The sequence below is a fragment of the Spirosoma sp. KNUC1025 genome (genome assembly GCF_045160025.1).
Classification (GTDB): domain Bacteria; phylum Bacteroidota; class Bacteroidia; order Cytophagales; family Spirosomataceae; genus Spirosoma.
The window spans coordinates 5593806-5618095 of record NZ_CP087139.1 but is presented as its reverse complement, the minus strand read 5'-3'; the positions used below and the strand labels follow the sequence as shown (position 1 = coordinate 5618095).

Here is a 24290-nt window from a genome sequence, read left to right as displayed (position 1 = left end):
TGCTGAGCTATACTCATGGGATGCTTACGCCCTCGGTTCTTGAGGGGCTTATTTATACCGTACGTAATGTTTAAGGGACGGCCATTGGTCAGATTTTTGTCAGTAATCCTTTGATATACAGTAGCATAGAAATAATATATCCACTATCAAAAACCACCTGATTTACAAATTCCTCCTTTTTAGTCATGAAAGCCATCATTATCGAAGACGAAGCCATTATTGCCGATAAACTCCGCGATTCGCTGAGTGAAATTGCTCCCCATGTTGAGGTTCAAACCATACTGCCCAGCATCAAAGCCGCCCGACGGTGGTTTTCCCAATACGCCCAGCCCGACCTGCTGTTCATGGATATTCAACTGTCGGACGGAGTCAGCTTTGAATTATTTCAGTACTTCGATCTGCGCTGCCCGATTATTTTTACAACCGCCTACGACGAGTATGCCCTCAAAGCTTTTAAGGTCAACAGCATCGACTACCTGCTCAAACCGATCGATGAGGATGAGCTGATTCGGGCCATGGAAAAGCTGAAAACGCGGACGGCGCCCATGAGCCTGCCCGCCGAGGTGCTTCAGTTCATGGCGCAGCAGGCAACATCGCCCGTTCGTGTGTACAAGGAAAAACTACTGACCCACCAGCGCAACAGCGTAGTGATGGTGGAAGTAAACGATATCGGCCTGATTTACCGGGATGAAATTATTTTTCTGCTACGTAATGACGGCCAGTCGTTTGTGGCTGATTACGCGTCGCTCGATGAAATTGAAACCGTACTCGATCCGGCGTTCTTTTTTCGGGCCAACCGCACGCAGATCATCAACATCAATGCCGTTGACAGTTTTCGGCCCGACAGCTCCGGCAAACTGTATCTGAAGCTCAAAATCAATACGTCGGCACCCGTAGAAATCAGCCGGGAGAAGGCCCCTCTGTTTCGCCGGTGGCTCGACCGATAGGCCGTTCAGCCGATACCTGGTGGCGTAATGATTGTTGACCGGGCAGAAAATCGAAGACCGAATCAGGAGATAAGTACGTAGCAGTTGCTTTACCTACTATTCCCTGATGGTTGAAACGGTATTCGATTCAGGGTTTACAGGTTATAGTAGTCGAGGACAATGCCCACCGACATCTGTGACCTCAATACCGTAAACCTTTAACGGCTTATGCATAAAGTTATTAACGTTGGTTTGGTCGGGTTTGGCCTGTCGGGGCGGTATTTCCACTCGCCTTTTTTATCCGTTAATCCGAAGTTCAATCTCAAAAAAATTGCCAGTAGCCGACCCGAAGCGGTTCGTGCGTTTGATCCGTCTATCGAATGGGTAGCTACTGCCGATGAGTTGTTTGCCGACCCGGCGATAGACCTTGTTTTTATCTGCAGTCCCAACGAAACGCATGCCGATTACGCCCGAAAAGCACTGGAGCAGGGTAAAAACGTAGTTGTCGAAAAACCATTTGCACTTTCCGAATCCGAAGCTGTACAACTGCTGGAACTGGCACAGCGACAGGGCCTTCTGGCTACGGCCTACCAGAACCGGCGGTGGGATTCCGACTTTCTGACCATTAAGCGCTTGCTGGCAGAAGGTGCTCTGGGCACCCTGATCGATTATGAGTGTCGGTATGATCGCTTCTCGCCCGTTCCTCCCAATTCGCAGAGCTGGAAAGAGTTGCCCGGTGCCGGACGGGGCAATCTCTACAACCTGGGCCCGCACCTGCTCGACCAGGCTTTACACCTGTTTGGCAAACCCGATACGGTGCAGGCTACGGTTCGGATCATTCGCCCGAATAGCCAGGTCACCGATTATTTTGACATAAAACTCGGCTATGCGGATAAAATCGTCCGGCTTGAATCCAGCCTGATGATCTATCAGAACCAGTTGCGCTTCAGCCTGCATGGAACGGAAGGGTCTTTTCTGAAAGGTGGTCTCGATGCCCAGGAAGAGCGACTGCGCCTGAATCAATTACCCAATATACCCGATTGGGGCGCTGAGCCGGCGGATCGCTGGGGAACACTGTATCGAGAGGGCCGGGCAGACATAATCACCAGCCTGCCGGGCAATTACACGCCTTTTTACGATAACCTCTACGACGTACTTGTAAACGGAGCCGAACCCGCTGTTACCCCTGCCGACATCCAGCAACTGGCGCGCGTTATTGAACTAGCCATCGAGAGCAGCCAAACTCAACGTACCTTACCGTTTTGATCATGACCAACTACCGCTGGCATATTGTCGGATTGCTGTTTGTGGCTACTACCATAAATTATCTGGATCGTCAGGTTATCAGCCTGCTCAAACCAACGCTGGAAACCGTTTTCGACTGGACCGAAACCGATTACAGCCATATCGTCATGGCGTTTCAGGGGGCGTATGCGCTCAGTTACGTCGTGTTTGGCCGTCTGATCGACAAAATCGGTTCCAAGCTGGGGTATATACTGGCTGTTTTTCTGTGGACCATTGCGGCTGCACTTCACGCTACGGCGACCAGTACGTTTACATTTGGCGTGTATCGGGCCTTGCTGGGGTTGGGGAGGGCGGCAATTTTCCGGCAGCCATCAAAACCGTAGCAGAGTGGTTTCCCCGACAGGAGCGGGCCCTGGCAACAGGTATTTTTAATGCGGGTACAAACATTGGTGCGGTCGTAGCACCGATCATGGTTCCCTGGGTTTTAGGCGCTTATGGTTGGGAGGTTGCATTTTTGCTGACGGGTCTGATTGGGTTTATCTGGCTGTTTTTCTGGTGGCGGTATTACGAAAGTCCCCAGCGCCACAAACAGGTTTCGACGCAGGAACTCAACTACATTACGGGTGATGCCGACAACAGCACAGAAGAGTCGGCAAAGGTGAAGTGGGGCGATTTGCTACAATATCGGCAAACCTGGGCGTTTGTTTTAGGCAAACTGCTAACCGATCCGGTCTGGTGGTTCTTCCTGTTCTGGCTACCCTCTTATTTTGCTTCTTCGTTTAATCTTGACCTGAAAAAGCCGAGTCTGCCCCTCATTTTCGTGTATACGGCCGCCACCATCGGAAGCGTTGGGGGCGGATATCTGTCGGGATATTTTCTGAGCCGGGGCTGGACCATCAACCGCTCACGCAAAACGGCCATGATGCTCTATGCACTCTGCATTCTGCCCATTGTGTTTACCCGGTACGCCACCAGCATATGGGAGGTCGTTGGGCTGCTGAGCCTGGCTGTAGCCGCGCATCAGGCCTGGAGCGCCAATCTATTTACGTTGGTGTCCGATATGTTTCCCAAACAGGCCGTTAGCTCGGTCGTTGGACTGGGTGGCATGGCGGGTTCGGTCGGTGGGCTTCTCTTCCCAATTGTGGTCGGGGCGCTGCTCGATACGTACAAAGCGGCTGGGTCGATCACAATCGGGTACAATTATTTATTTGTCATGTGCGGCAGTGCTTATTTGCTGGCTTGGGTATGTATTCATCTGTTTGCGCCCAAAATGAAGCCAATTGCCCTGAAAAGCCCTGAACTGGAACCGATCCCTTAAAAGTCGTTGACGTAACCCAACGGCTTATACCTTATTGAATCCGCTGCATGCCATCGGCCAGAAACTGGTAAAACGATGCCCAGGCCGATGCAATCTCAACTGTCCAGTTGCTTCCTAAGGCCGATTGCAGGGTCCAGAGCAGCGCGCTCCCCACAGCAGCGTAATGCTCTGGTTTAACCCCATACTGTTCATGCCGTTTCCCTAAATCTTTCAGTACGGTCGTCAGCTCGTCCGGCTGATCGATGCGGGCTACCGAAAAATTAAGCATATCAACCAGTTTGTTATACTGCGTTAGTAAAGATGGCCCGAAAAGAGATCGTAGGGCCGGATGTTGTAAAAAAAGACGGCTATAAAAAACGTCACCCAGCAAGGTTGGTTCTACGTCGCGCAGACTCGTCCAGGATTGTTTGACGAGTTTTATTTGTACGGAAGTCAGCATTAACAGAAAAATAAGAAAGTGGAATGTTACGGCCACTGGCTGCCGTTGCCAATTAAATCGGCATGAAGCGTCGGTTTGTGAGCATAAGCCGTTGGTTTTGGGCGGCCGGGCTACACAGGGCAGTATATACCCGATCAGCTGGCAAATAATCGCGTCGATGTAACTTCTGATATCGGCAATCGCTACGTTTCCCCATTGAATTTCAGCGGCTCATTCTGGTTTTACTGCTGGCCTACAGGTCCGTCTTGATTTTGCTGACACTGATCGGTACAGTAACCGTTCTGTATATCAAGATAAAACGCCTTGGGAACATTGAATCCGATTCGTTACGCGACGATTCCGATACGTCGGATGGGGATGATTGGAACGGTGGCGATGATGATTAACCGCTACGCTTCGCACCACACTGCACTACGTTTCCGGCTAGATTCTTCGCGCTACGTTTAACTTCTTTTTGGCGGCCTTTTCGCACTCGTCAACTTTGCCCTGTCGACGGCGACTACGTATACGAGCCATTTTTAAAACAGTTTTTTACCGATGAAAACAAAAACAATCAATCGCTTAAGCTGGCTGTTGGCCGGGCTACTGGCTATCGCCTTTATGGGAGCCGGTATGTCGAAACTAGCTGGGGTGCAGATGCACATTGATCATTTTCGGCAATGGGGGTACCCGGATGCCATGCGCTACGTTGTGGGTATTCTTGAAATGGGGCTGGCTATTGGCCTACTCTGGCCTAAATTCCGGCTCATTGCTGTGTATGAATTGTTCTTCTGGGCAACAGGCGCTGTGCTGACACATGTACAGGCGGGGCAAAGCAATCAGGTTGGTGCTCCGATGCTATTTGCCGCATTGGGCCTGATACTGCTCTGGATTGAGCGCAAACGCTTCCGTCAGAACAAACTGTCTGTCAGCCGATAGCTCATGCTGCGTACTGAAACGATGGAAGCTCAGATCCCGGAGATGGGCCATACACCAACATCCGCATTAGTGCCCGTCGCCAACCGCCTGGATGGTGTCAGCGTTAATCAGTCAACTGCCAGGCTGACCAGCATCGACACACTCCGGGGGCTGGTAATGGTGATAATGGCCCTCGATCATACCCGCGATTTTCTGCATGTAAATGGCATGTTCTACAATCCAACGGATTTGAACACAACCAATCCGGCACTCTTTTTCACGCGTATCCTCACGCATATCTGTGCACCGACTTTTGTTTTTCTGGCGGGTCTGTCGGCGAAGCTGTCGGGTGCTCAGAGGGGCGCAAGGCAACTGTCGGGTTTCCTGCTGAGCCGGGGTTTATGGTTTATTTTTCTGGAGATCACAGTCATCAATTTTGCATTCTGGTTCGATCCAACCTTTTCGTTTGTGCAATTGCAGGTGATGTGGGCCATCGGAATAAGCATGATTGTGCTGAGTGGATTGATTTGGTTGCCTGGCCGTGTGCTCCTTTGTATCGGTCTGGGGCTGGTAACGGGGCACAACCTGCTCGATGGTGTGACCGTTTCGGCTACGTCTCGCTGGTACTGGCTCTGGTCAATGGTGCACGAACGTAGCGTGATTCGGTTGACACCTGATTTTCAACTGGCGTTTATGTATCCGGTGCTTCCCTGGATTGGAATCATGACGTTGGGCTATTGCGCTGGCAACTGGTACGATCGGTCGGTGACACCAGCCTGGCGTAGACGAAAACTTGTGTGGATCGGGATAGCTGCCCTTACAAGTTTTATTCTACTTCGCCTGACTAACGTATATGGCGACCCGTTATCATGGCACAAGCAGTCGGATGTCGTGCTTACGCTCATGTCGTTTCTAAACGTTACGAAGTATCCGCCTTCATTGCTTTATACGCTTCTGTTACTTGGCATTGCGTTGCTGATGTTGAGCGCACTGGAAAGCCGGCGGGTCAGCTGGATGAACATATTTGCCGTTTATGGGCGTGTGCCCTTGTTTTATTACGTCCTGCATTTTTATCTGATTCATGCCGTATCGGTGCTGCATCTCTTGGCAGCGGGCGTTTCCTGGCAACGTATTGATTTCAAAAAGGGAACGGGTGGCATTCCACCCGGCGAAGGCGTTTCGCTCGGGATGACCTACCTGATCTGGTTTGTCCTGGTGGTCGCTCTCTATCCGTTATGCAACTGGTATTACAGGTTTAAACGTACCCGTACAGGCTGGTTCTGGCGGTATTTGTAAGGATGAGTTGACTGACTCTGCGCTGGGCAATTTTCCCCCGTCCCCCTGAAGGGGGAAAATTGCTAATATATAAATGCCTGATTAGTTGTTAATTCCTTGCCAGCGTAACGCGTTTGAGCGAACGGTTCACAGCCTGATAGAGGCCGTTTCCGGCACCGATCCTGCCGACTCGCGCCAGTTTTTTTCGCTATGCTTTAGCGGCCTGCCAATTTTGATCCGTCAACAGCGAAGGAGGGTCGCAGAGCTTCTTCAACAGACAACTTGCCAAAGCAATACGTATCTGACCCTCTTTGCTGCTCTAATCAATCAACTTATTATCAACCACTTTCTCTTTTATTAATCCATGATGACACGTACCATTCACCTCATCACACTACCTCAGACGTTACGTACACTGGCTGCGCTGGGCATTCTTAGCCTGGTTTCGCAAGCCTGTAGCAAAGACAACGGATCGGACCCGGCGCCCGCTGCCAACATCAACGTTCGCCAGGATGCCAAACTGGGTAGCCTCCTCACCGACGGACAGGGTAACACGCTCTACATTTTCTCAAAAGATGTTGACGGCAACAGTGCCTGCTCAGGTGGTTGCGCTGATACCTGGCCCATTTTTTATGAGAAGAACAAAGTGGTTGCGGCTGGGCTGGATTCTACTCAGTTTGGGGTAATTACCCGCGCCGATGGCAAAAAGCAGAATAACTTTAAAGGCTGGCCTTTGTATCGGTTTGTGCAGGACACCAAGGCTGGCGACGCAACCGGCGAAGCCAAAGGCGGTTTTTACGTAGCGAAGCCCGATTACACCGTAATGGTAGCCGACAAAGGGGCTGGTAAGTATCTGGTAGGTATGAAGTCGGCCAGAGCGCTGTATACCTTTGCCAATGATGCTGACAACGTAAGCAATTGCAAAGATGGCTGCCTGGCTTTGTGGCCGCAATTTCTGGCTGAACCGGCCGTAGCACCATCAACCGTATCATCGTCTCTGTTTAATTCGATTACGCGCCCTGAAGGCAGTAAACAGAGTACGTTCAATAAAAAGCCGTTGTATTATTTCCAGAGCGACGTAGCGCGGGGTGATGCCAAAGGTACAGCGACCAATAACAAATTTGTGTTGGTAACACCGGGTCAATAATCAATTCAGTCATTGGCCATTTTGCGAAGAACCTATTGATCAATGCCTAATAACCAATGACTTTTTAACGTTCAAAATCATGTCGCAAACCGAAGAAAACAAAGAACTGGCCAAACGGTGGCTTGATCTGATCTCCGAAGGAAACGTAGAGGAAATCTGCGAACTGACCGCTCAAACCTGGATTATGCACGGCGGCAAACCCGGTATGTCGCCCGGCCCCGATGGGATACGTGAACTGTTTGCCAGCTTTGGCGAAATTAAACAAACCTGGGCACTGGAAGACATCATTGCTGAGGGTAATAAAGTGGTGATACGCGCCACAAACAGTTGCCAGCAGGAAAGTTTCTTTGGTATACCGAGCCGGGGGCGTTGGCAGCACTTCAGCGCTACGTTTATTCACCACATCGAAAACGGTAAGTTTATGGAAACCTGGCGTAATGCCGACGATCTGGGACGGGTGCTTCAACTAGGCGCCAAACTCGAACCAACTCAATAGCTTTATTCATAAACGGTTCATTCCCTGATTACTACACTTTACGCTTGATTTATGACCGTTTGTGTAAGTTGGTTTTTTGAAAAAGTATCGGGCAAACCACCTTTGTTACGTAGATCACAAAATGATCGCAGCCCAGTCGGTAAATAGATACGAAAAAACAGGTTGTGGTCAATCCAATATAGCCAAATAGTAATAGCTGGACATAATAGGTTTAAGAAGTAAGGGTTAGGTTACAGAGCCTGGATACGTATCCGGGCTTTTGTTTTTATAAGCCATTCCCAATCTCACTATCGTGGGGTTTCAGGCTCGAACAATCAATTTCGGACGTATGACAACGGTCTTTCTTTCGGTTTGCTCAGGGCTTTCCATAGCGGAGAGCAGCAGCTGTGCCGCCTGCGTCCCCATTTCATAAGGGAATTGTTCGATGGAAGCAATAGGCGGCTGCTCCAGATAGGAGCAGAAGGATAAGTTCGAGAAGCTGACAAAGTAAATGTCCTGATTAATTACCAGTTTCCGGCTTCGGCAAACCAGCATCGCATCCAGCGCCAGGTAATCATTAAAGGCCAGAATTGCCTGAGGAGGCTCGGCCAGATCGAGTAGCTCGTTTGTTTTCCGAATTGTATCCTCGGCGGTTAAATCGCCATTTTTAATGTAGCCTGGATTAACGGCAATAGTGTGGTTAGCTAGCGCCGTTACATACCCTTTCAGGCGCTCGTCGGTGGCCTGCAACGTAGCAGGACCATTCAGCAGCGCAATGCGATTCAGGCCACGGCTAACCAGGTAATCAACAGCCTCTATCGCGCCCTGGGTAATATCGACACAGACGTAGCTATTGGGCATGTTTTTGGCAACCCGATCAAAAAATAAGACCGGAATGCTGTGGGTCTGGGCTTCCAGAAAATGGGTTTTATTGAACGTCTCCGACGCCAGCGAGACAATAATGCCATCGACCCCATGCCTGATAAAGTTGCTGATAGCCAGCCGTTCCCGTTCGTAGTCGTTCCGCGATTGCGTGACCAGTACGTGATAGCCTTTGCTGATGGCAATGTCTTCAATGCCGGAAATTGCCTGTGAAAAAAACTGCTCTGTCAGGAAGGGGATCACTACGCCGATGGTGTACGTACGTTTCTGCTTTAAATTGATGGCCGTTGAGTTCGGAACAAAGTCCAGTTGTCGGGCCAGCTCATGCACGCGTTCCCGTGTTCGCAGACCAATTCGGGGATGATTTTGTAGAGCCCGCGAAACCGTTGAAACCGTCACCCCTAACTGCCGGGCAATTTCTTTCATGGTTGTCGAATTGGGCATACGCAGTGAAGTTATACGGCCATTGCTTCAGGATTTACCTGTGTGCGCCAGTGAATACAGACAAATTCAAGCATATACTCGTTATTGGGGCCAATATCAAGAATAACGCCGATTTCGCAGATTATACTCGGGTAGTAAACGTGTTAACGCCACTAAATCATGTAAGTGAAATTTATTCATACCGTAACCCGAAGGCTATCTACAGATACAATTCCTTACCAAATAGCACATTTTCAACGCCAATTATTTCATCAATGTCGTCCCAGAAAATATTGTACGCACTGATAGTGAAGTTGTTGCGTTGGTTGACGGTCGCTTCTTTCAATAGTTTCGACCAGGCTAGGGGAATTGTCACCGTACGGCCATCGCTTAAGCTAAAACAGATCGTATCAGGATTGACCTGTACGTTGATGAATGTGGGCAAATCGGCAAGATTTGGACGCTGACGACCTTTGCTAGTTCGCTTGACGGTAGTAGTTGGGCTTGATCCCACTGTTCTTACAGGCGTTCTCATACGTTTCTTTAATCTGATCTATGTGGTCGACGATTGCCTTCTCAATTTTTTTTTCGTTCTGCAGTTTTAATTTTCACTGAATCAGCCAATTTAAAACTACCATCTTCCCGTATCCAGTATTTGCATAATTTCAGTCCATCATCACTCGCATGTATATGGCACGGTTCATTAATTAAATCGTACATCCGGTAGAAAAATCGAAAACCAAACAGGCGAAAAAGGGTGGGCATTCTATTAATAATTGTAAATAAAACGGGTGCCATTAAGTTCGAATCAATAGCACCCGTTTCTACGTATTCCTTCCTTATTTTACCCTTTCTTCTGCTCCTTTGCCCAGCCATCTTTCAACGTAACGGTACGGTTGAAAACGGGCTTTTCAGGGGTAGAATCGGAATCAAGGATGAAGTAGCCTTTCCGCATGAACTGGAAGTTGGTTTGCGTACCTGACCGGGCCGCTTCAACTAAAGCCGGTTCGACAAACGCACGTACCACCTCGAGTGATTTCGGATTCAGCAATTCGCGGAACTCACGTTCATCAGCGGCCGGGTTCTCGACCGAGAAGAGCCGGTCGTACAGCCGTACTTCCGCTTCAACCGCGTGCGGTACAGATACCCAGTGAATCGTACCTTTCACGTTGATGCCCGACGTATCGGAACCACTCCGGCTTTCGGGAATGTAGGTGCAGCGCAGCTCGATAATTTCCCCTGCGTTGTCTTTTACGACCTCTTCACATTTGATGATATAGGCGCCTTTTAGCCGCACCATACCGCCTGGAAACAACCGGAAGAATTTCTTCGGCGGATTTTCCATGAAATCGTCGCGCTCGATATACACCTCCCGACTGAACGGTACGTCACGTTCGCCCCCGCTGGGATCTTCGGGATTGTTTTCAATCCGCACAATTTCCTCACGACCTACTTCGTAATTGGTAATGACAAGTTTTAACGGCCTTTCATCCACAACGGCCATGACGCGGTGCGTGGTTTTGTTAAGTTCCTCACGGATGCAGAACTCCAGCAACCCAACGTCGATGAGGTTATCGCGTTTGGCAATACCGATCCGGTCGGCGAACTCGCGGATACTGGCGGGCGTATACCCACGCCGGCGAAGGCCCGCGATGGTTGGCATCCGGGGGTCGTCCCAGCCACTGACGTGACCTTCTTCTACCAACTGCTTGAGCTTCCGTTTGCTCATAACCGTGTAGGTCAGGTTGAGCCGCGCAAACTCGATTTGTCGGGAGGGGAAAATGTTGAGTTTTTCGATAAACCAGTCGTACAGGGGCCGGTGTACTTCGAACTCAAGCGTACAGAGTGAGTGGGTGATGTGCTCGATGGAGTCAGACTGCCCATGGGCGAAATCATACATCGGGTAGATGCACCACGTATCGCCCGTGCGGTGATGATGCGCGTGTTTGATCCGGTACATGATCGGGTCGCGCATGTGCATGTTGGGCGATGCCATGTCGCCTTTTACCCGCAGCACTTTGGCCCCATCTGGAAATTCCCTGGCTTTCATGCGCCGGAACAGGTCAAGATTTTCGTCAACGCTCCGGTCGCGGTACGTACTCATGCGGCCCGGCTCGGTGGGTGTTCCTTTCTGCTCAGCAATTTCCTCCGAGGTCGAATCATCGACGTAGGCCAATCCTTTCTGGATCAGTGTTTCAGCAAACTGGTAAAGCTGGTCGAAATAATCCGACGCATAAAATTCATTTTCCCATTCGAAGCCAAGCCAGCGCACGTCGTTCTTGATCGAATCAACGTATTCGGTGTCTTCGGTAACGGGGTTTGTATCGTCGAAACGGAGGTTAGTTTGCCCGCTGTATTTGTCGGCCAGTCCAAAATTCAGGCATATGGATTTGGCGTGACCAATGTGCAGATAACCATTGGGCTCGGGCGGAAAACGGGTATGCACACGCCCCCCGTTTTTGCCGGAGGCAATATCATCTTCGACAATTTGTTCAATAAAGTTGAGAGACCGGTCAGACGCGCTGTTTTCGCCGGGAATCGATTCTTCTGGTACCTTCGTAACTTCGGCCATGTCGCTAAATCACTACTGATAAAGTCCCGAAATTACGGCCTTTGGGTGGGTTTGGCAAACGAAAAGGAATGGGTTATTTACCGAAACCGGAATCCATACGCGCTGGCTTGTACGGCAGCACTGCCAGATAGCCGTCCTTCCGAATCGTTATTTCTCCCGTCCAGTGTACTGAAAAACTACTTAAGTAAGGAGATGCCGGTAGTTAATTTATTGTTAATGAGCGAACAAAAAGGTTGTTAGAACGGGTTTTGTGTAATACATGCCATTCATCAGTCCGCATACGGCGGTTGGTTGCACAATAAACTCTTTATGAAAAAAACGTTTATCGGATTCCTCTTTGCGATCGGGTGGATTTTGTCGATACAGGCTTCTGCGCAGAAAACAAAGGATTCGTTATCGAAACAGGCGTTTCTCACCGATTGTATTCAGTACGCTCTGGATCACCAGCCTATTGTCCGTCAGTCGGTTATTGATCAGGAAATTGCCGAACGGACAGTCCAGAGTAACTTAGCGGCCTGGTATCCCCAAATAGCCGGTGGCTATAATCTACAGCATTACCTGAAACAGCCTGCTACGCTCTTTCCTGATCCTACAACGGGTGAAGTTGTACCTCGGGTGATTGGGGCTAAAAACACGTCGACAGCCTCGCTTTCACTGACCCAGAATATTTTTAACCGCGACCTGCTGCTTGCCAACCAGACAGCGGATGCCTACCGCGTTCAGGCGTCACAGACCACCGTCCGGAACAAAATCGACGTAGTGGTTAATGTGAGTAAGGCGTTTTATGACGTCATCCTGACCCAGCGCCAGGTCGATATTCTGGGCGAAGACATTGCCCGGCTCCAGCGAAGTTTGCAGGATGCCACGAATCAGTATCAGGGCGGGATAGTTGATAAAACTGATCCACAACGCGCCAAAATTGCCCTGAACAATTCCCTCGCCCAACGAAAGCAATATTATGATCTGGTTGGTTCTAAATACCAAACGCTGAAGCAGTTGATGGGGTACCCGCCCAATACACGTCTGACAGTGGCTTACGATACACTGCAACTGGCGAATGAAGTGACGTTGGATACATTACAACTGGTGAACCCACAAAGTCGGATTGAATATCAACTGCTAATCACACAGGGACGGCTGCTGGATGCCAACGTGCGTTACAATCGATGGGCTTATCTGCCTACGGTCGCTGCTTTCGGCAACTACAACCTATTGTACCAGAATAATTCCTTCGGGCAATTGTTTAACATGGTGTTTCCGAACTCACTAATTGGTTTGTCGATTGCGCTGCCTATTTTTCAGGGTGGCCGACGTATCCAGCAGACCAAAATTGCTGAGCTACAGGTGCAGCGGTTGCAGTGGGATCTGGCAGCTTTAACGAGTGCCGTCGATGCGGAGTATGCACAGGCGCTGGCAACGTATAAAGGGAATCTGGCGAACTATCTGGCGCTGCGCGAAAATCAGGAGCTGGCTCAGGATGTGTATAGGGTTATTAACCTGCAATACCGATCCGGTATAAAAACCTATCTGGACGTAACGATTGCCGAAGCTGACCTGCGTACTGCCCGATTAAACGTATTCAATGCCCTGTATCAGGTACTCATCAGCAAACTGGACGTCCAGCGATCTTTGGGTGTCATTCGATTTTAAATAAGTGGTGTCAGGTTTGAGAACCTGACACCACAATCCGATATGTCGGGCTTAAGAACCCGATACCACAAAATAGAGTAGCGTACTGTTGGGTACTTATAACACGACAGTTTATTATAACCTACAAGTCGAAACAACCTAACGTGTTGGGTTTGAGAACCTGACATCATCAAAATGAAGCTTTTCACACATCTATTTTTAATTACGGGAGGAGTTTTGCTGATAGCCTGTGGCGGCAACAAGAACGACCAGCAGCAGGCACCACCGCCCCCCACACCGGTAACAGCCGTAAAAGCTGAGAAAGAAAGTGCTACGTATTACGATGCCTTTCCGGCCACCGTAACGGCATTGCGTGAGGTTGAGATTCAGCCGCAGGTAGCCGGGAACATTACGGGTATCTTTTTCCAGGACGGGCAACGGGTCAGTAGGGGGCAGAAATTATATACGATTGATCCCCAGCAATACCGGGCCAGCTACGACCAGGCCGTAGCGAACCTTAACGTACAGAAAGCCAACCTGAACCGGGCGCAGAAAGATGCCGACCGCTACAATACGCTGGCGCAACAGGATGCGGTTGCCAAACAGCTGGTCGATAACGCCAATGCGTCGCTCGAAGCCAACAAAATGCAGGTAGCGGCTGCCGAAGCCGCCATTCAGCAGGTCGCCACCAACCTTAAATACACAACGATTTATGCACCATTGGACGGTACCATCGGCATCTCGCAGGTACGGTTGGGAGCCGCTGTAGCGCCCGGTTCGACACCGCTAAATACCATATCGGAAGATAACCCGATTGCGGCTGATGTTCAGATCGATGAGTCTCAGATTCAGCGTTTTCTGTCGTTGCAGAACAAAGCGGGCGTAGTACGCGATTCGACCTTTATTCTGATGCTGCCGAGCGGACAGCCTTATAAATATCCGGGTTCGATACGTATTGTCGACCGTGCTGTTGATCCGCAAACGGGTACGCTGCGCGTTCGGATTGCCTTTCCGAACCCCGAAAAACAGCTGAAACCCGGCCTCGCCGGAAACGTTCGGGTGAAAAACAGTTCGGGCCAGCCGCAGCTGCTGATACCGTATCAGGCTGTAACGGAGCAAATGAGCGAATACTTCGTGTTTGTGGTTGGCGACAGTAGTAAAGTCAGTCAGAAAAAAGTAACGCTCGGCGCCCGTATCAATGATAAAGTGATTGTCAAAAATGGCCTGAACGAAGGTGAGTTAGTGGTAACCGAAGGGACCCAGAAAATCCGTGAGGGTGCTAAAGTGCGCGTAGACCAGCCTGGTCAGTCAGGCAACCCCAAATCAGATTCCAGTAATCGACAGACAGCAGCAAAATAAATGAGCGAAAGAGTGAATGAGTGAAAAAGCGAACCGCTATTTATCCAATCACTCATTCACTCATTCGCTCTTTCACTCTTTAAGCCATGTTCGCAGAAATATTCATCAATCGGCCGGTTACGGCAATCGTTGCTTCCATCGTCATTGTGGCGTTGGGGGTGTTGGCTCTGTTGAGTTTACCGGTCAGTCAGTACCCCGACATTACGCCCCCGGTTGTGCAGGTGACGGGTACGTATACGGGTGCCGATGCACAGACCGTGGAGCAAACGGTGGCGACCCCGATTGAAACACAGGTGAACGGTACGCCCGGCATGGACTATGTACAGACCAATGCCACGAATGACGGCCGGATGACGATGAACGTTACGTTTAAGGTGGGAACCGACGTGAACATTGCCGCCCTCGACGTACAGAACCGGGTGGGTATTGCGCAGCCGCAGATTCCGCAGGAAGTAACGCGCCTGGGGGTTGTTGTCCGGAAACGTAACCCGTCTCTGTTCATGCTGGTTGCCATTTACTCCCCGAAAGGCACGCATGATGTTTCGTTTATGGATAACTACACGAACATCTATATACGGGATGCGCTGCTGCGGGTGCCGGGCGTAGGCGATATTTTCAGCCGGGCCGATGACTTTAGTATGCGGATCTGGCTGAAACCCGATAAGCTTACCCAACTGGGTATGACGCCCGATGAGGTTATTACGGCGCTTCAGGAGCAGAACCTACAGGTGGCCGGAGGGTCGGTGGGAGCGTCTCCACAGCCCAATTCGCAGGCATTTGAATATTCTGTCTTTACCAACAGCCGCCTGAGCAAAGAGGAAGAGTTTCGCAAGATAGTAGTACGTAGCGATCCCTCTAAAGGCTCACTGGTGTATCTGCAAGACGTAGCGCGGGTGCAGCTGGGTAAATTTTCGTATGCCAGCAATTCGTTCGTCGATGGCAAACGGGCTTCCTATCTCCTGGTGTATCAGTTGCCGGGAAGTAATGCGCTTGAAACGGCCAAAGGCGTTTATCAGGCAATGGACAACCTGAAAAAAACCTTCCCGAAAGATATTGAATACGTAGTGCCGTTTGAGTCGGTGTCGGTGATTCAGGTGTCGATTTCGGAAGTGGTTGAAACCTTGCTCGAAGCCCTCGGGCTGGTGGTGCTGGTTGTCTTTTTGTTTTTGCAAAGCTGGCGGGCCACGCTCATTACGTTGCTGGCTATTCCGGTATCGATTGTGGGTACATTTGCCCTGTTTGTGCCGCTCGGATTTACCATCAACACCCTGACCCTCTTTGCGTTCGTTCTGGCTATCGGTATTGTGGTGGATGACGCCATTGTGGTGGTGGAGGCCGTGCAGGTAAACATCGACAAGGGCATGTCGCCCAAAGATGCCACCCGCGAGGCCATGCGCGAGATTTCAGCACCGGTTATTGCCATTGCGCTGATTCTGGCTGCGGTGTTTGTGCCGGTGGGCTTCATTCCGGGTATCGTCGGGCGGCTTTATCAGCAGTTTGCCATTACCATTGCCGTATCCGTGCTGATTTCTGCCTTTGTCGCTCTATCGCTAACCCCTGCCTTGTGTACCATCCTGTTGCGGCCCATGCACATTGACGAAAACGCAACGGGTCTGAACAAATTCTTTTATAAATTCAATCAGTGGTTTGAGCGGGTCACCACCGCCTACTCCAATGGCGTAAAACGACTCATCAAGGCAACTCCGCTGGTCATTGTCGGGCTGATTGTCGTGTATATCGGTACGATCATGCTGTTCCGGGCGAAACCCACGGGCTTTATTCCCACGGAAGATGAAGGGCGGCTGATCGTTACGTATGAGATTCCCGAAGCAGCTTCAACGGCCCGAAGTCTGGTGGTGCTCAACAAGATTATGGACATCCTGAAGAAGCAGCCTTACGTCGACCATTTTGCGGCTTTGGGTGGATTGAACGCCGTTACGTTCGCGTCGAAATCGAACAGCGGAACGGTGTTTATGAAACTGAAACCCTGGGACGAACGTAAAGAGCGGGACCTTCAGGCCGACTCGCTGGTGACCAAGTTGCAGCGGGCTTTGGCAGGCTTGAACGATGCCCGGCCTCAGGTTCTACAGCCACCGGCCATTCCGGGGTTAGGACAAAGCTCAGGTTTTACGTTTGAAATTCAGCAACGCGAAACCAACGATGATGTACGGGCCTTCGACAATGTGGTGCAGAACTTCGTAACCGAAGCTAACAAGCGCCCTGAAATTGGTCGGGCGTTCACCTATTTTACGGCCAAAACGCCTGCCTATCGGGTTGATGTCGACCGGGATAAGTGTAAAAAACTGGGCATACCCGTCAGCTCAGTTTATACAACCATGCAAACGTATCTGGGTAGTCAGTACGTCAACGACTTCATTATTTACGGTCGAAAATTCAGGGTAGTCGCGCAGGCCGACACCATGTACCGCTCTGACCTGACGGCGCTGAATCAGTATTATGTCCGCAATCAGGCCGGGCAACTGGTGCCGATCAGTGCGGTTATAAAAACGAGCGTCATTGAAAATGCTCCGCTGATTTCGCACTTCAACCTGTTCCGTACGGTCGAATTGAACGGGGTAGCGAAACCGGGTTACAGCAGTAGTCAGGCCAACGACGCACTGCGCGAAGTGGCGGCCAAAGTGCTTCCGGCGGGCTATTCGTATGATTTTGGGGGCTTGAGTCGGGAAGAGATCAATGCGGGCAGTACGTCGGTTTACATCTTCATGCTGTCCATCGGCTTTGTGTTTTTGTTCCTGGCCGCTCTGTACGAAAGCTGGTCGGTGCCGTTTTCGGTATTGCTTTCCGTACCGATTGGTGCCCTTGGTGCCATCGTTGCCCTGATTCTGTTTCCCTACCTGAGCAACAACGTCTACGCACAGATTGGCTTGATTACGCTGATCGGTCTGGCGGCCAAAAATGCCATTCTGATCGTTGAATTTGCCAAAGAGCGTGTGGATAAAGGGGAAGATCTGCTGGAGTCAACGATTGAAGCGGTCCGGCTACGGCTCCGTCCGATTTTGATGACCTCACTGGCGTTTATTCTGGGTGTATTCCCGCTGGCCATTGCCAGTGGTGCGGGTGGTGTTGCCCGTGCTACCATCGGCCGGACGGTGTTGGGCGGTATGCTTGCCGCTACATCATTGGCTATTTTCGTGGTTCCGGTTCTGTACGTAGCGATCACGCGACTGGCATACGGGAAGAAGGGCCTTGAAGAACTGAAGAAAAACGCCAAAGAGAAAGAAGAAAAACCCGAAGAACAGCCGCAAATGGTGGATAAATAGTCTGGCTACTGACTCGAATGTGTTGAATAACTATGAAAGCTATTCTCTGCAAAGCCTACGGTCTGCCCGACACGCTTACGCTGGAAGACGTACCGTCGCTGACGCCCGGTGCTGGCGAGGTGCTGATTCAGGTGAAAGCCTGTAGTCTGAATTTTCCGGATACGCTCACCATCCGGAATATGTATCAGTTTAAACCACCGATGCCTTTTTCGCCGGGCAGCGAAGCGTCGGGTGTAGTGAAAGCAGTAGGCGAGGGCGTAACGCACGTAAAGCCCGGCGACCGTGTATTTACCTACGGCACGCATGGTGGGCTGGCGGAAGAGCGGGTAGCCGATGCCCGCGCAACCATTCCTTTGCCCAACGGTATGGACTTCATCACCGGGGCATCAACCCTCTATGCGTTTGGTACGTCATACCATGCCCTGAAAGACCGCGCCCAGCTTAACGCTGGCGAAACGCTGCTCGTGCTGGGGGCTGCCGGAGGTGTTGGACTGGCAGCGGTTGAATTGGGTAAATTGATGGGCGCTACGGTCATTGCGGCCGCTTCGACCGATGAGAAACTAGCCGTTTGTCAGGAAAAGGGCGCCACGCATCTGATCAACTATACGACACAGAACCTCCGCGAACGAGTCCGGGAAATCACGGACGGAAAAGGCGTTGATGTGGTTTATGACCCGGTTGGCGACAAATGGGCCGAACCGGCCATCCGGTCGCTGGCCTGGCGAGGGCGTTATCTGGTGGTGGGCTTTGCGGGCGGTGAAATTCCCAAAATTCCGCTTAACCTTGCTTTGCTGAAAGGGAGCTCTATCGTCGGTGTGTTTTGGGGAATGTTCGCCCAGAAAGAACCGGCACTGAATCAGCAGAATATTCAGGAGATAGCGACTTGGGTAATACAGGGCAAAATTTCTCCCCATATCTCGAAGCTGTATACGCTGGCCGAAGCCCCGCAAGCCCTCACCGACATGGTGGAACGTCGGATTATCGGCAAAGCGGTGGTGGTAGTTTCAGCCGATACAGATGTATAAGCCCGGTTATGTTTACGCCTTTCTTCAACTATTTACGCCTGTTCAAGGATATTTCGTCGGCTGATGCTGAGCTGATTGAGCGGGAGTTGACGTATCGTGTTTTGGAAGAAGGCGAATTTCTGTTACGGGAGGGAGCCGTCAGTACAAACCTGTTTTTTATTTGCAAAGGAGTGGTCCGTATTGTTACCCAGAATGAGCAGGGGCGTGAGGTAACTCATTTTTTCCTGAAAGAAAATCAGTTGGTTACCATTCTGGAAAGTTTCAACAACAACAGTCTGGCCTGCGAAAGTATTCAGGCGGCCTGTCGGGTAGAGGTCATTGTAATCGCCAAAAGTAGACTGATATACCTGTACGAGCAGTTGCCCTACCTGAAACTGCTGATCAGTCAACTGACGCAACAAACGCTATTAAATAAAATTCAGACCCGGAACGCCTATCTGGGACAGGATGCTCTGACGCGCTATCAGCAGTTTCTGCTTCGTCAGCCCGAAATTGCGTTGCGGGTTTCCTTACAAAGTATTGCTTCGTATCTGGGAATCACCCAGCAATCACTAAGCCGGATTCGAAAAAATAGCCGATAATCCGATTTTACCATTTGGTAAATAAAAGGCTGTGTTGCCCGGCGACCTTTGCTTATAATCATCAAGTTAATAAGAGATGAACAAGCAAATGTCGAACGGATTTCTGGTTAATAAACGAGTCGTTTTGTTAGGAGGCAGCTCGGGGATTGGGCTGGCGACGGCTAAAGCAGCCGCAGCCGAGGGTGCGAAAATTGTTGTTGTGTCAAGTCAGCAACAGCGTATCGATCAGGCACTAACCGAATTACCCGATGGGAGCGAGGGCTATGCCGTGGACTTGACCAGCGAACAGCAGATCAGCGATTTTTTCAGTCAGCTTGGGGCATTTGACCACCTGGTTTTTACTGCCGGTGAAACACTTCAGTTAGGTAATCTGGCAGATACAAACGTAGACGAGGCTCGCGCGTACTTCAATCTCCGTTATTGGGGCGCTGTTACGGCTGTTAAATATGCCTATCCGCACCTCAATAAAAAAATGGATCTATTGTGCTGACAGGTGGTATTGTCAGTCAGCGACCGGGCGCGGGCTGGTCGTCAGGGGCAAGTATTTGCACGGCCATGGAAGGATTTACGCGGGCAATGGCGGTTGAACTGGCACCGGTACGTGTCAATCTTGTATCGCCGGGCGTCATTCGAACAAATCTGTGGTCAGCCATGACAGAAACTGACCGGCAGGCCATGTACGAACAGATCGGCAACTCGTTGCTGACGAAACGGATAGGAGATCCCGAAGAAGTGGCTCAGACGTACCTTTATCTCATGCGACAGACGTTCAGCACGGGGCAGGTCGTTACGGTCGACGGTGGGGCAGTGCTGGTTTAGGTAGTTGGGTAAACCTGTAAAAGAAGCATCCCGAAAGGTCCGACCTTTCGGGATGTTGTTGGTAAACAATTGAAGAACGTATTGCCCAGCCTGGCATTACAAGTCTACCTGCGCTACGCCTACAGAGTTTTTGTTGTTGGGGTGTTTGATTTCGTAAGCCACTACCAGTTGATTATCCACTACAACACCAGTCGCATTGGTGCCGCTGATGGCATTTTTTACGAACTGCGTGCCTGGATTCTGGTCTGACGACGTAATGTTTTTATAGGCAATCACCGATGATAGCCCGGTTTCGGAAGACTGGTTTTGTTCCCACAGTAGAACCGACGATTTTGGTGCCGAAACCAAAAACGCATTTTTGGCCGATTGATCATCGAGAACAAACAAACGCTTGCCCTGCTGCGTAACGACCCGAATACCCGGCGACTCCGTTGTGCCCGACATCCACGCGATCAGGTTGCCGCTTGCATTGGCGCTCGATGTAGGACCAGAGTGCGGACAGCCGTTGATTTTCCAGTTGTCGGCATACAGATTATCCGCTTTCGAGAAGGTCGCTCCGTTATCGGTTGAGATCATCTTGTAGATATCGCGGGTGTTCTCCTGATTTTCGCGGTAGTATAGATTCAGCACGCCTTTATGATCGACCAGCAGGCTGATGTTGCAGCAATCGCAGGTGAAGGGATCGAGCGTTTTCACCTCGCCGAATTTGTCGCCTTTCGACGTAACGAACTTCAGATCGCGCTCGTGGGGTTTGCCCGGAATGTCGTTCAGGTACGCTACGGCAACTTCACCGTTCGCCATCACGATAGCATCAAAAAAACCACGTACTGTATTCGGTGTTCTGTCGGCGTGGACCGGTGCAGGCTGACTCCAGGTCGTACCCTGATCGGTGGAAATGCTGTATACGATCTGCAAATCACTAGGTCGACCACCACCTTTAGGGCTGCCTTTGGGTTTTTCGGCGCCATGATCGGCATGTTCGCTATGGCCTGCAGTTGGTGTTCCATGCTCATGTGTAGCGGCTGACTGCGGTTGTGGTGCACTGAGAGGGCGCACCCGGCATGGCAAACACCGCGACGAATGAGCCATCTTTCTTGAAAAGTAATTTAGGCCGCATCAGTCGGGAACTGCCCAGCCCCATGGAAGAGGCAATTAATTTCTTATCGCCAAACGTACGGCCTTTGTCTGTCGACTCCGCCCAATAGAAATAGACGATGCCATCTTTATCTTTTTCTGTCCACGACAGGGCTACGTTGCCTTTGGGCGTTTTCGCCAGCGTCGGAACGGCATACGCGCGGGTAGTATCGCTGAAATTGCCCGTTGCATACGCGGTAAGGCCGGACATCATCACCAAACCAGCGCAAAGCACCGTTTTAATAAATCGTTTCATGCTTTTATTTTTTAAGAGTACAAAGATAATTGATTGGGCTATTGGGTATTAGTCATTGGTGTTAACGCGGTGTTATCACCGTGGTGTCGGGTTTGAGAACCCGACACCACGGTAATGACCAGATTTAAAACCGGTATGAGAACGTAGTGACGAACTGCCGGGGCGGAATCGGCATGATGCTATACCGGTCGTGAATCAGGTAATTCAATTCATTCGTAATGTTCGATACTTTCGCCAGAATCGACACTTTTCGATACGTATAGCCTGCCGACAGGTCGACGGTTGTAAAGCCGGTCAGCGGAATCAACCGGCTGAATTCAGGTGTCTGGCCATAAGTGTTGTTATTTCCACCGTAACGGGCGCCTGTATAAAAGGCCGAAGCGCCCAGTTTCAGGCCCCGCAGTCTGGGCAGGTCGAAGGTGTAGAAAATGGTTGCATTGGCCGTATGCGCCGGATTGTTGGTAAGGCGTTCCCCTTCAATGGGCGAGCCTTTCACCAGCGATGTTCTGGTATAGCGCATATAGTTGTAACCATAGCCCGTAATGAAATAAAAGTTCTTCGACAGGTTGCCGGTTAAGTCAACCTCCAGACCGTCGCTGGTTGTTTGCCCGGTAAATTCCTTTACGTTGGCGTCTGTGTTAGGCGTACCGTCGGCCTTGAACGGGGCCATTTGCGCAAAGTTGCTGTTGATGATGTGGTAAACGCCTACGTTGGCCGAAATCCGTCCGTTGAAAAGCTCGTTTTTCACCCCAGCCTCAAACTGATCGACAATCGACGGTTTCAGGATTTGCCCGTAAATATCGACCCCTGTATTGATGGTGAAGTTGTTAGCGTAGCTACCGAAAAAGGAGGTAGTTTTTGTTGGCTGGTACATCAACGCTACTTTGGGCGAAAATGCCGCATCTGTTTTGGTTTCGGCCGCGCCCCGCGTTTCAGCCTGCGTCAGCAGATTCAGTACAGTGGTCTGTACTGTCTTCTGCTGCGACCAGCGGACACCCGCCAGAATTTTAAACTTATCGGTCAGGCTGATTAAGTCCTGCACGTAAACGCCCAGACGTGTTGAAGGCGACGTAGTGCGGGTGGTGCCGGTTGCGTCGGGGATGTCCGTGCGGGTTTCGTAGAGGTTCGGGTTCAGGATGTTGATTTTATCGTAGGCGGTTTTGCCAGCTCCATAATTGATGGTAAATGAATTGCTGACGCTAACAATGCCAACCAGATCACTGCCAACCAGTACCTGATGCCCGATAGAACCCGTGTTGAATCGGCCGTTCAGGTTCACCTGCCCGGTATAATCTTTCTCGCTGGTCAGCGTACGACTGAGCGTACGTGTCCAGTCGCCCGTGGCCGAAACGTTGTTGTTGGGTACGGCAGCGCCATAAGCCGTTACGTTTGTTCCCTGCGCCGACGCAATGGCGGTTAGTTTCCAGTTGTTGTTGAAAGCGTGGTCGATGTTGAGCGAGCCAGAGGTTTGATCCACATTGTTGTAAGCCCAGTTTGTGTTAATAAAGCGTGAGCGGGGTACATTGGGGATAATGGCGTCCTGATTCTGATTCAGCGAACCAACGCCGTTATCGGGTGTTAGATCCGATTTCAGGTAATCACCCTGAAGCAGGATAGTCGTTTTCTGGCCCAGTTTATAGAGCAGGGATGGGTTCACGTAAACCCGGTTCGTCTTTACAACATCCCGATAACTTTTGGCCGTTTCATAGGTACCAACCACCCGGAAAGCCAGATTTTTGGCCAGCGGCCCGTACACGTCCAGGGTTGGTTTAAGGAGACCGAAGCTGCCTGCCCGCATGGAGGCCTCTCCGCCGAACTCGAATTTCGGTTTTTTTGTCACCATGTTGATAATCAGCCCGCCCGATACGTTGCCATAGAGCAGTGCCGAGCTGCCTTTCAGCACTTCTACCGATTCCAGCGTACTCGCTTCAGGAAAACCCATGGTGTTGCTGATAACCCCGTTTTTGAAGATGCTGCCGCCTGCTCCGGCAATACCGATGCTGTAACCCCGCGCCGAAAACGTTTCGGCTACACCACCCCGTTGCTGGGTCAGGGATACACCACTTACATTTTTCAACACATCACCCAGACGAGACGCCTGCTGGTTGGCAATCACTACGTTACTAACGACACCCGTCATTTGCGGTAAATCGAGTGGGGCAATACTGGCTTTTCCCAGCGTAACGGCTTTGTTGTTTCCAACAACCACAACTTCGCTTAGCTGAGCCGTGTTTTCAAGCAGGTCAAAATCCGTTGTGGTTACCTGACCGGCTTTTACCCGAATGGTTTTTTCCTGCGATTGTAGGCCAATAAATGTGACCAACAGGGTGTACGTACCTTCAGAAATACCTTTCAACTGATACGTTCCGTCTTCTGACGTAGTGGTTCCTTTGCGGATCTCTTTCAGGCTTACGTTGACGAACGAAGCGGGATTGCCATCGCTGGTTTTTACGATACCGCTGACCGTACCGTGCGTTTGTGCAAAAGCCTGTAGACTGAAGAGTAGAAGTATAATTATGAATGGAAAAGAAAGACGAGCGTAGCGAAGTTTCATTTATTTAGACTGATTATAATTTGAGGCAAAGTTATAACCGAATGGATTGCAGT

At 50.6% G+C, this 24290-nt stretch carries 20 protein-coding genes and 2 pseudogenes; 14 read left to right on the top strand and 8 right to left on the bottom strand.

The annotated features are described in order from the left end of the window. Positions 1-185: 185 nt before the first annotated feature. From LN737_RS24615 to LN737_RS24605, 3 genes and pseudogenes are all read left to right on the top strand, one after another. Positions 186-947, top strand: a complete 762-nt coding sequence (locus tag LN737_RS24615; RefSeq protein ID WP_405512914.1) for a LytTR family DNA-binding domain-containing protein — start codon at positions 186-188, stop codon at positions 945-947. Between the two features lie 207 nt (positions 948-1154). Further along, positions 1155-2192, top strand: a complete 1038-nt coding sequence (locus LN737_RS24610) for a Gfo/Idh/MocA family oxidoreductase (RefSeq protein WP_405512912.1) — start codon at positions 1155-1157, stop codon at positions 2190-2192. A 77-nt stretch (positions 2193-2269) separates the two neighbouring features. After that, a pseudogene (locus LN737_RS24605) lies at positions 2270-3489 on the top strand (MFS transporter). A 31-nt stretch (positions 3490-3520) separates the two neighbouring features. Here LN737_RS24605 and LN737_RS24600 read toward each other — a convergent pair. Continuing rightward, on the bottom strand, positions 3521-3928 hold the full coding sequence (locus tag LN737_RS24600; RefSeq protein ID WP_405512910.1) for a globin domain-containing protein: 408 nt from the start codon (positions 3926-3928) through the stop codon (positions 3521-3523). A gap of 245 nt (positions 3929-4173) precedes the next feature. Here LN737_RS24600 and LN737_RS24595 point away from each other — a divergent pair, with 245 nt between their 5' ends. The 5 genes from LN737_RS24595 to LN737_RS24575 all read left to right on the top strand — a co-directional run bounded on the left by LN737_RS24595 (position 4174) and on the right by LN737_RS24575 (position 7743). After that, positions 4174-4314, top strand: a complete 141-nt coding sequence (locus LN737_RS24595; RefSeq protein ID WP_405512908.1) for a hypothetical protein — start codon at positions 4174-4176, stop codon at positions 4312-4314. A gap of 151 nt (positions 4315-4465) precedes the next feature. Continuing rightward, the gene (locus tag LN737_RS24590; RefSeq protein WP_405512907.1) at positions 4466-4846 is read left to right on the top strand and encodes a DoxX family protein; all 381 of its coding nucleotides are present in this window, start codon (positions 4466-4468) and stop codon (positions 4844-4846) included. A 3-nt stretch (positions 4847-4849) separates the two neighbouring features. Next, positions 4850-6121, top strand: coding sequence for a DUF1624 domain-containing protein (locus tag LN737_RS24585; RefSeq protein ID WP_405512905.1), 1272 nt, complete (start codon positions 4850-4852; stop codon positions 6119-6121). A gap of 343 nt (positions 6122-6464) precedes the next feature. After that, positions 6465-7247, top strand: coding sequence for a hypothetical protein (locus tag LN737_RS24580; RefSeq protein WP_405512903.1), 783 nt, complete (start codon positions 6465-6467; stop codon positions 7245-7247). A gap of 79 nt (positions 7248-7326) precedes the next feature. Next, positions 7327-7743: an ester cyclase gene (locus LN737_RS24575; protein WP_405512901.1), complete on the top strand. Its 417-nt coding sequence runs from the start codon at positions 7327-7329 to the stop codon at positions 7741-7743. A 300-nt stretch (positions 7744-8043) separates the two neighbouring features. Here LN737_RS24575 and LN737_RS24570 read toward each other — a convergent pair whose 3' ends face one another. From LN737_RS24570 to LN737_RS24555, 4 genes are all read right to left on the bottom strand, one after another. Continuing rightward, entirely contained in the window at positions 8044-9048 is a 1005-nt protein-coding gene (locus tag LN737_RS24570) for a LacI family DNA-binding transcriptional regulator (protein ID WP_405512899.1), read from the bottom strand. A 199-nt stretch (positions 9049-9247) separates the two neighbouring features. Beyond that, positions 9248-9562, bottom strand: coding sequence for a DUF2442 domain-containing protein (locus LN737_RS24565; protein WP_405512897.1), 315 nt, complete (start codon positions 9560-9562; stop codon positions 9248-9250). Positions 9563-9603: 41 nt separating this feature from the next. Next, positions 9604-9792, bottom strand: coding sequence for a DUF4160 domain-containing protein (locus tag LN737_RS24560; RefSeq protein ID WP_405512895.1), 189 nt, complete (start codon positions 9790-9792; stop codon positions 9604-9606). Positions 9793-9871: 79 nt separating this feature from the next. After that, the gene (locus LN737_RS24555) at positions 9872-11599 is read right to left on the bottom strand and encodes a glutamine--tRNA ligase/YqeY domain fusion protein (RefSeq protein ID WP_405512893.1); all 1728 of its coding nucleotides are present in this window, start codon (positions 11597-11599) and stop codon (positions 9872-9874) included. 309 nt (positions 11600-11908) lie between these two features. On the opposite strand from LN737_RS24555, the gene LN737_RS24550 reads away from it, so the two are divergent. The 6 genes and pseudogenes from LN737_RS24550 to LN737_RS24525 form a co-directional block, all read left to right on the top strand. After that, on the top strand, positions 11909-13249 hold the full coding sequence (locus tag LN737_RS24550) for a TolC family protein (protein ID WP_405512891.1): 1341 nt from the start codon (positions 11909-11911) through the stop codon (positions 13247-13249). Between the two features lie 174 nt (positions 13250-13423). Further along, positions 13424-14587: an efflux RND transporter periplasmic adaptor subunit gene (locus LN737_RS24545; RefSeq protein WP_405512889.1), complete on the top strand. Its 1164-nt coding sequence runs from the start codon at positions 13424-13426 to the stop codon at positions 14585-14587. Between the two features lie 86 nt (positions 14588-14673). Then, positions 14674-17868, top strand: coding sequence for an efflux RND transporter permease subunit (locus tag LN737_RS24540; protein WP_405512887.1), 3195 nt, complete (start codon positions 14674-14676; stop codon positions 17866-17868). Between the two features lie 32 nt (positions 17869-17900). Continuing rightward, positions 17901-18893, top strand: coding sequence for an NADPH:quinone oxidoreductase family protein (locus LN737_RS24535; protein WP_405512885.1), 993 nt, complete (start codon positions 17901-17903; stop codon positions 18891-18893). An 8-nt stretch (positions 18894-18901) separates the two neighbouring features. Next, entirely contained in the window at positions 18902-19474 is a 573-nt protein-coding gene (locus tag LN737_RS24530; RefSeq protein WP_405512883.1) for a Crp/Fnr family transcriptional regulator, read from the top strand. Between the two features lie 76 nt (positions 19475-19550). Next, positions 19551-20218: pseudogene (locus tag LN737_RS24525) on the top strand (SDR family oxidoreductase); the annotation flags it as partial. 171 nt (positions 20219-20389) lie between these two features. Here the strand turns inward: LN737_RS24525 and LN737_RS24520 are convergent. From LN737_RS24520 to LN737_RS24510, 3 genes are all read right to left on the bottom strand, one after another. Next, positions 20390-21349, bottom strand: a complete 960-nt coding sequence (locus LN737_RS24520; RefSeq protein WP_405512881.1) for a sialidase family protein — start codon at positions 21347-21349, stop codon at positions 20390-20392. Next, a complete protein-coding gene (locus LN737_RS24515) occupies positions 21303-21683 on the bottom strand; it encodes a hypothetical protein (protein WP_405512879.1) in 381 nt (126 codons plus the stop codon). The genes LN737_RS24520 and LN737_RS24515 overlap by 47 nt, the downstream gene beginning before the upstream one ends. A 124-nt stretch (positions 21684-21807) precedes the next feature. Further along, positions 21808-24237 carry a TonB-dependent receptor gene (locus LN737_RS24510; RefSeq protein WP_405512877.1) on the bottom strand — a complete coding sequence of 810 codons (2430 nt, stop codon included), beginning with the start codon at positions 24235-24237 and terminating at the stop codon, positions 21808-21810. Between the last annotated feature and the right edge of the window lie 53 nt (positions 24238-24290).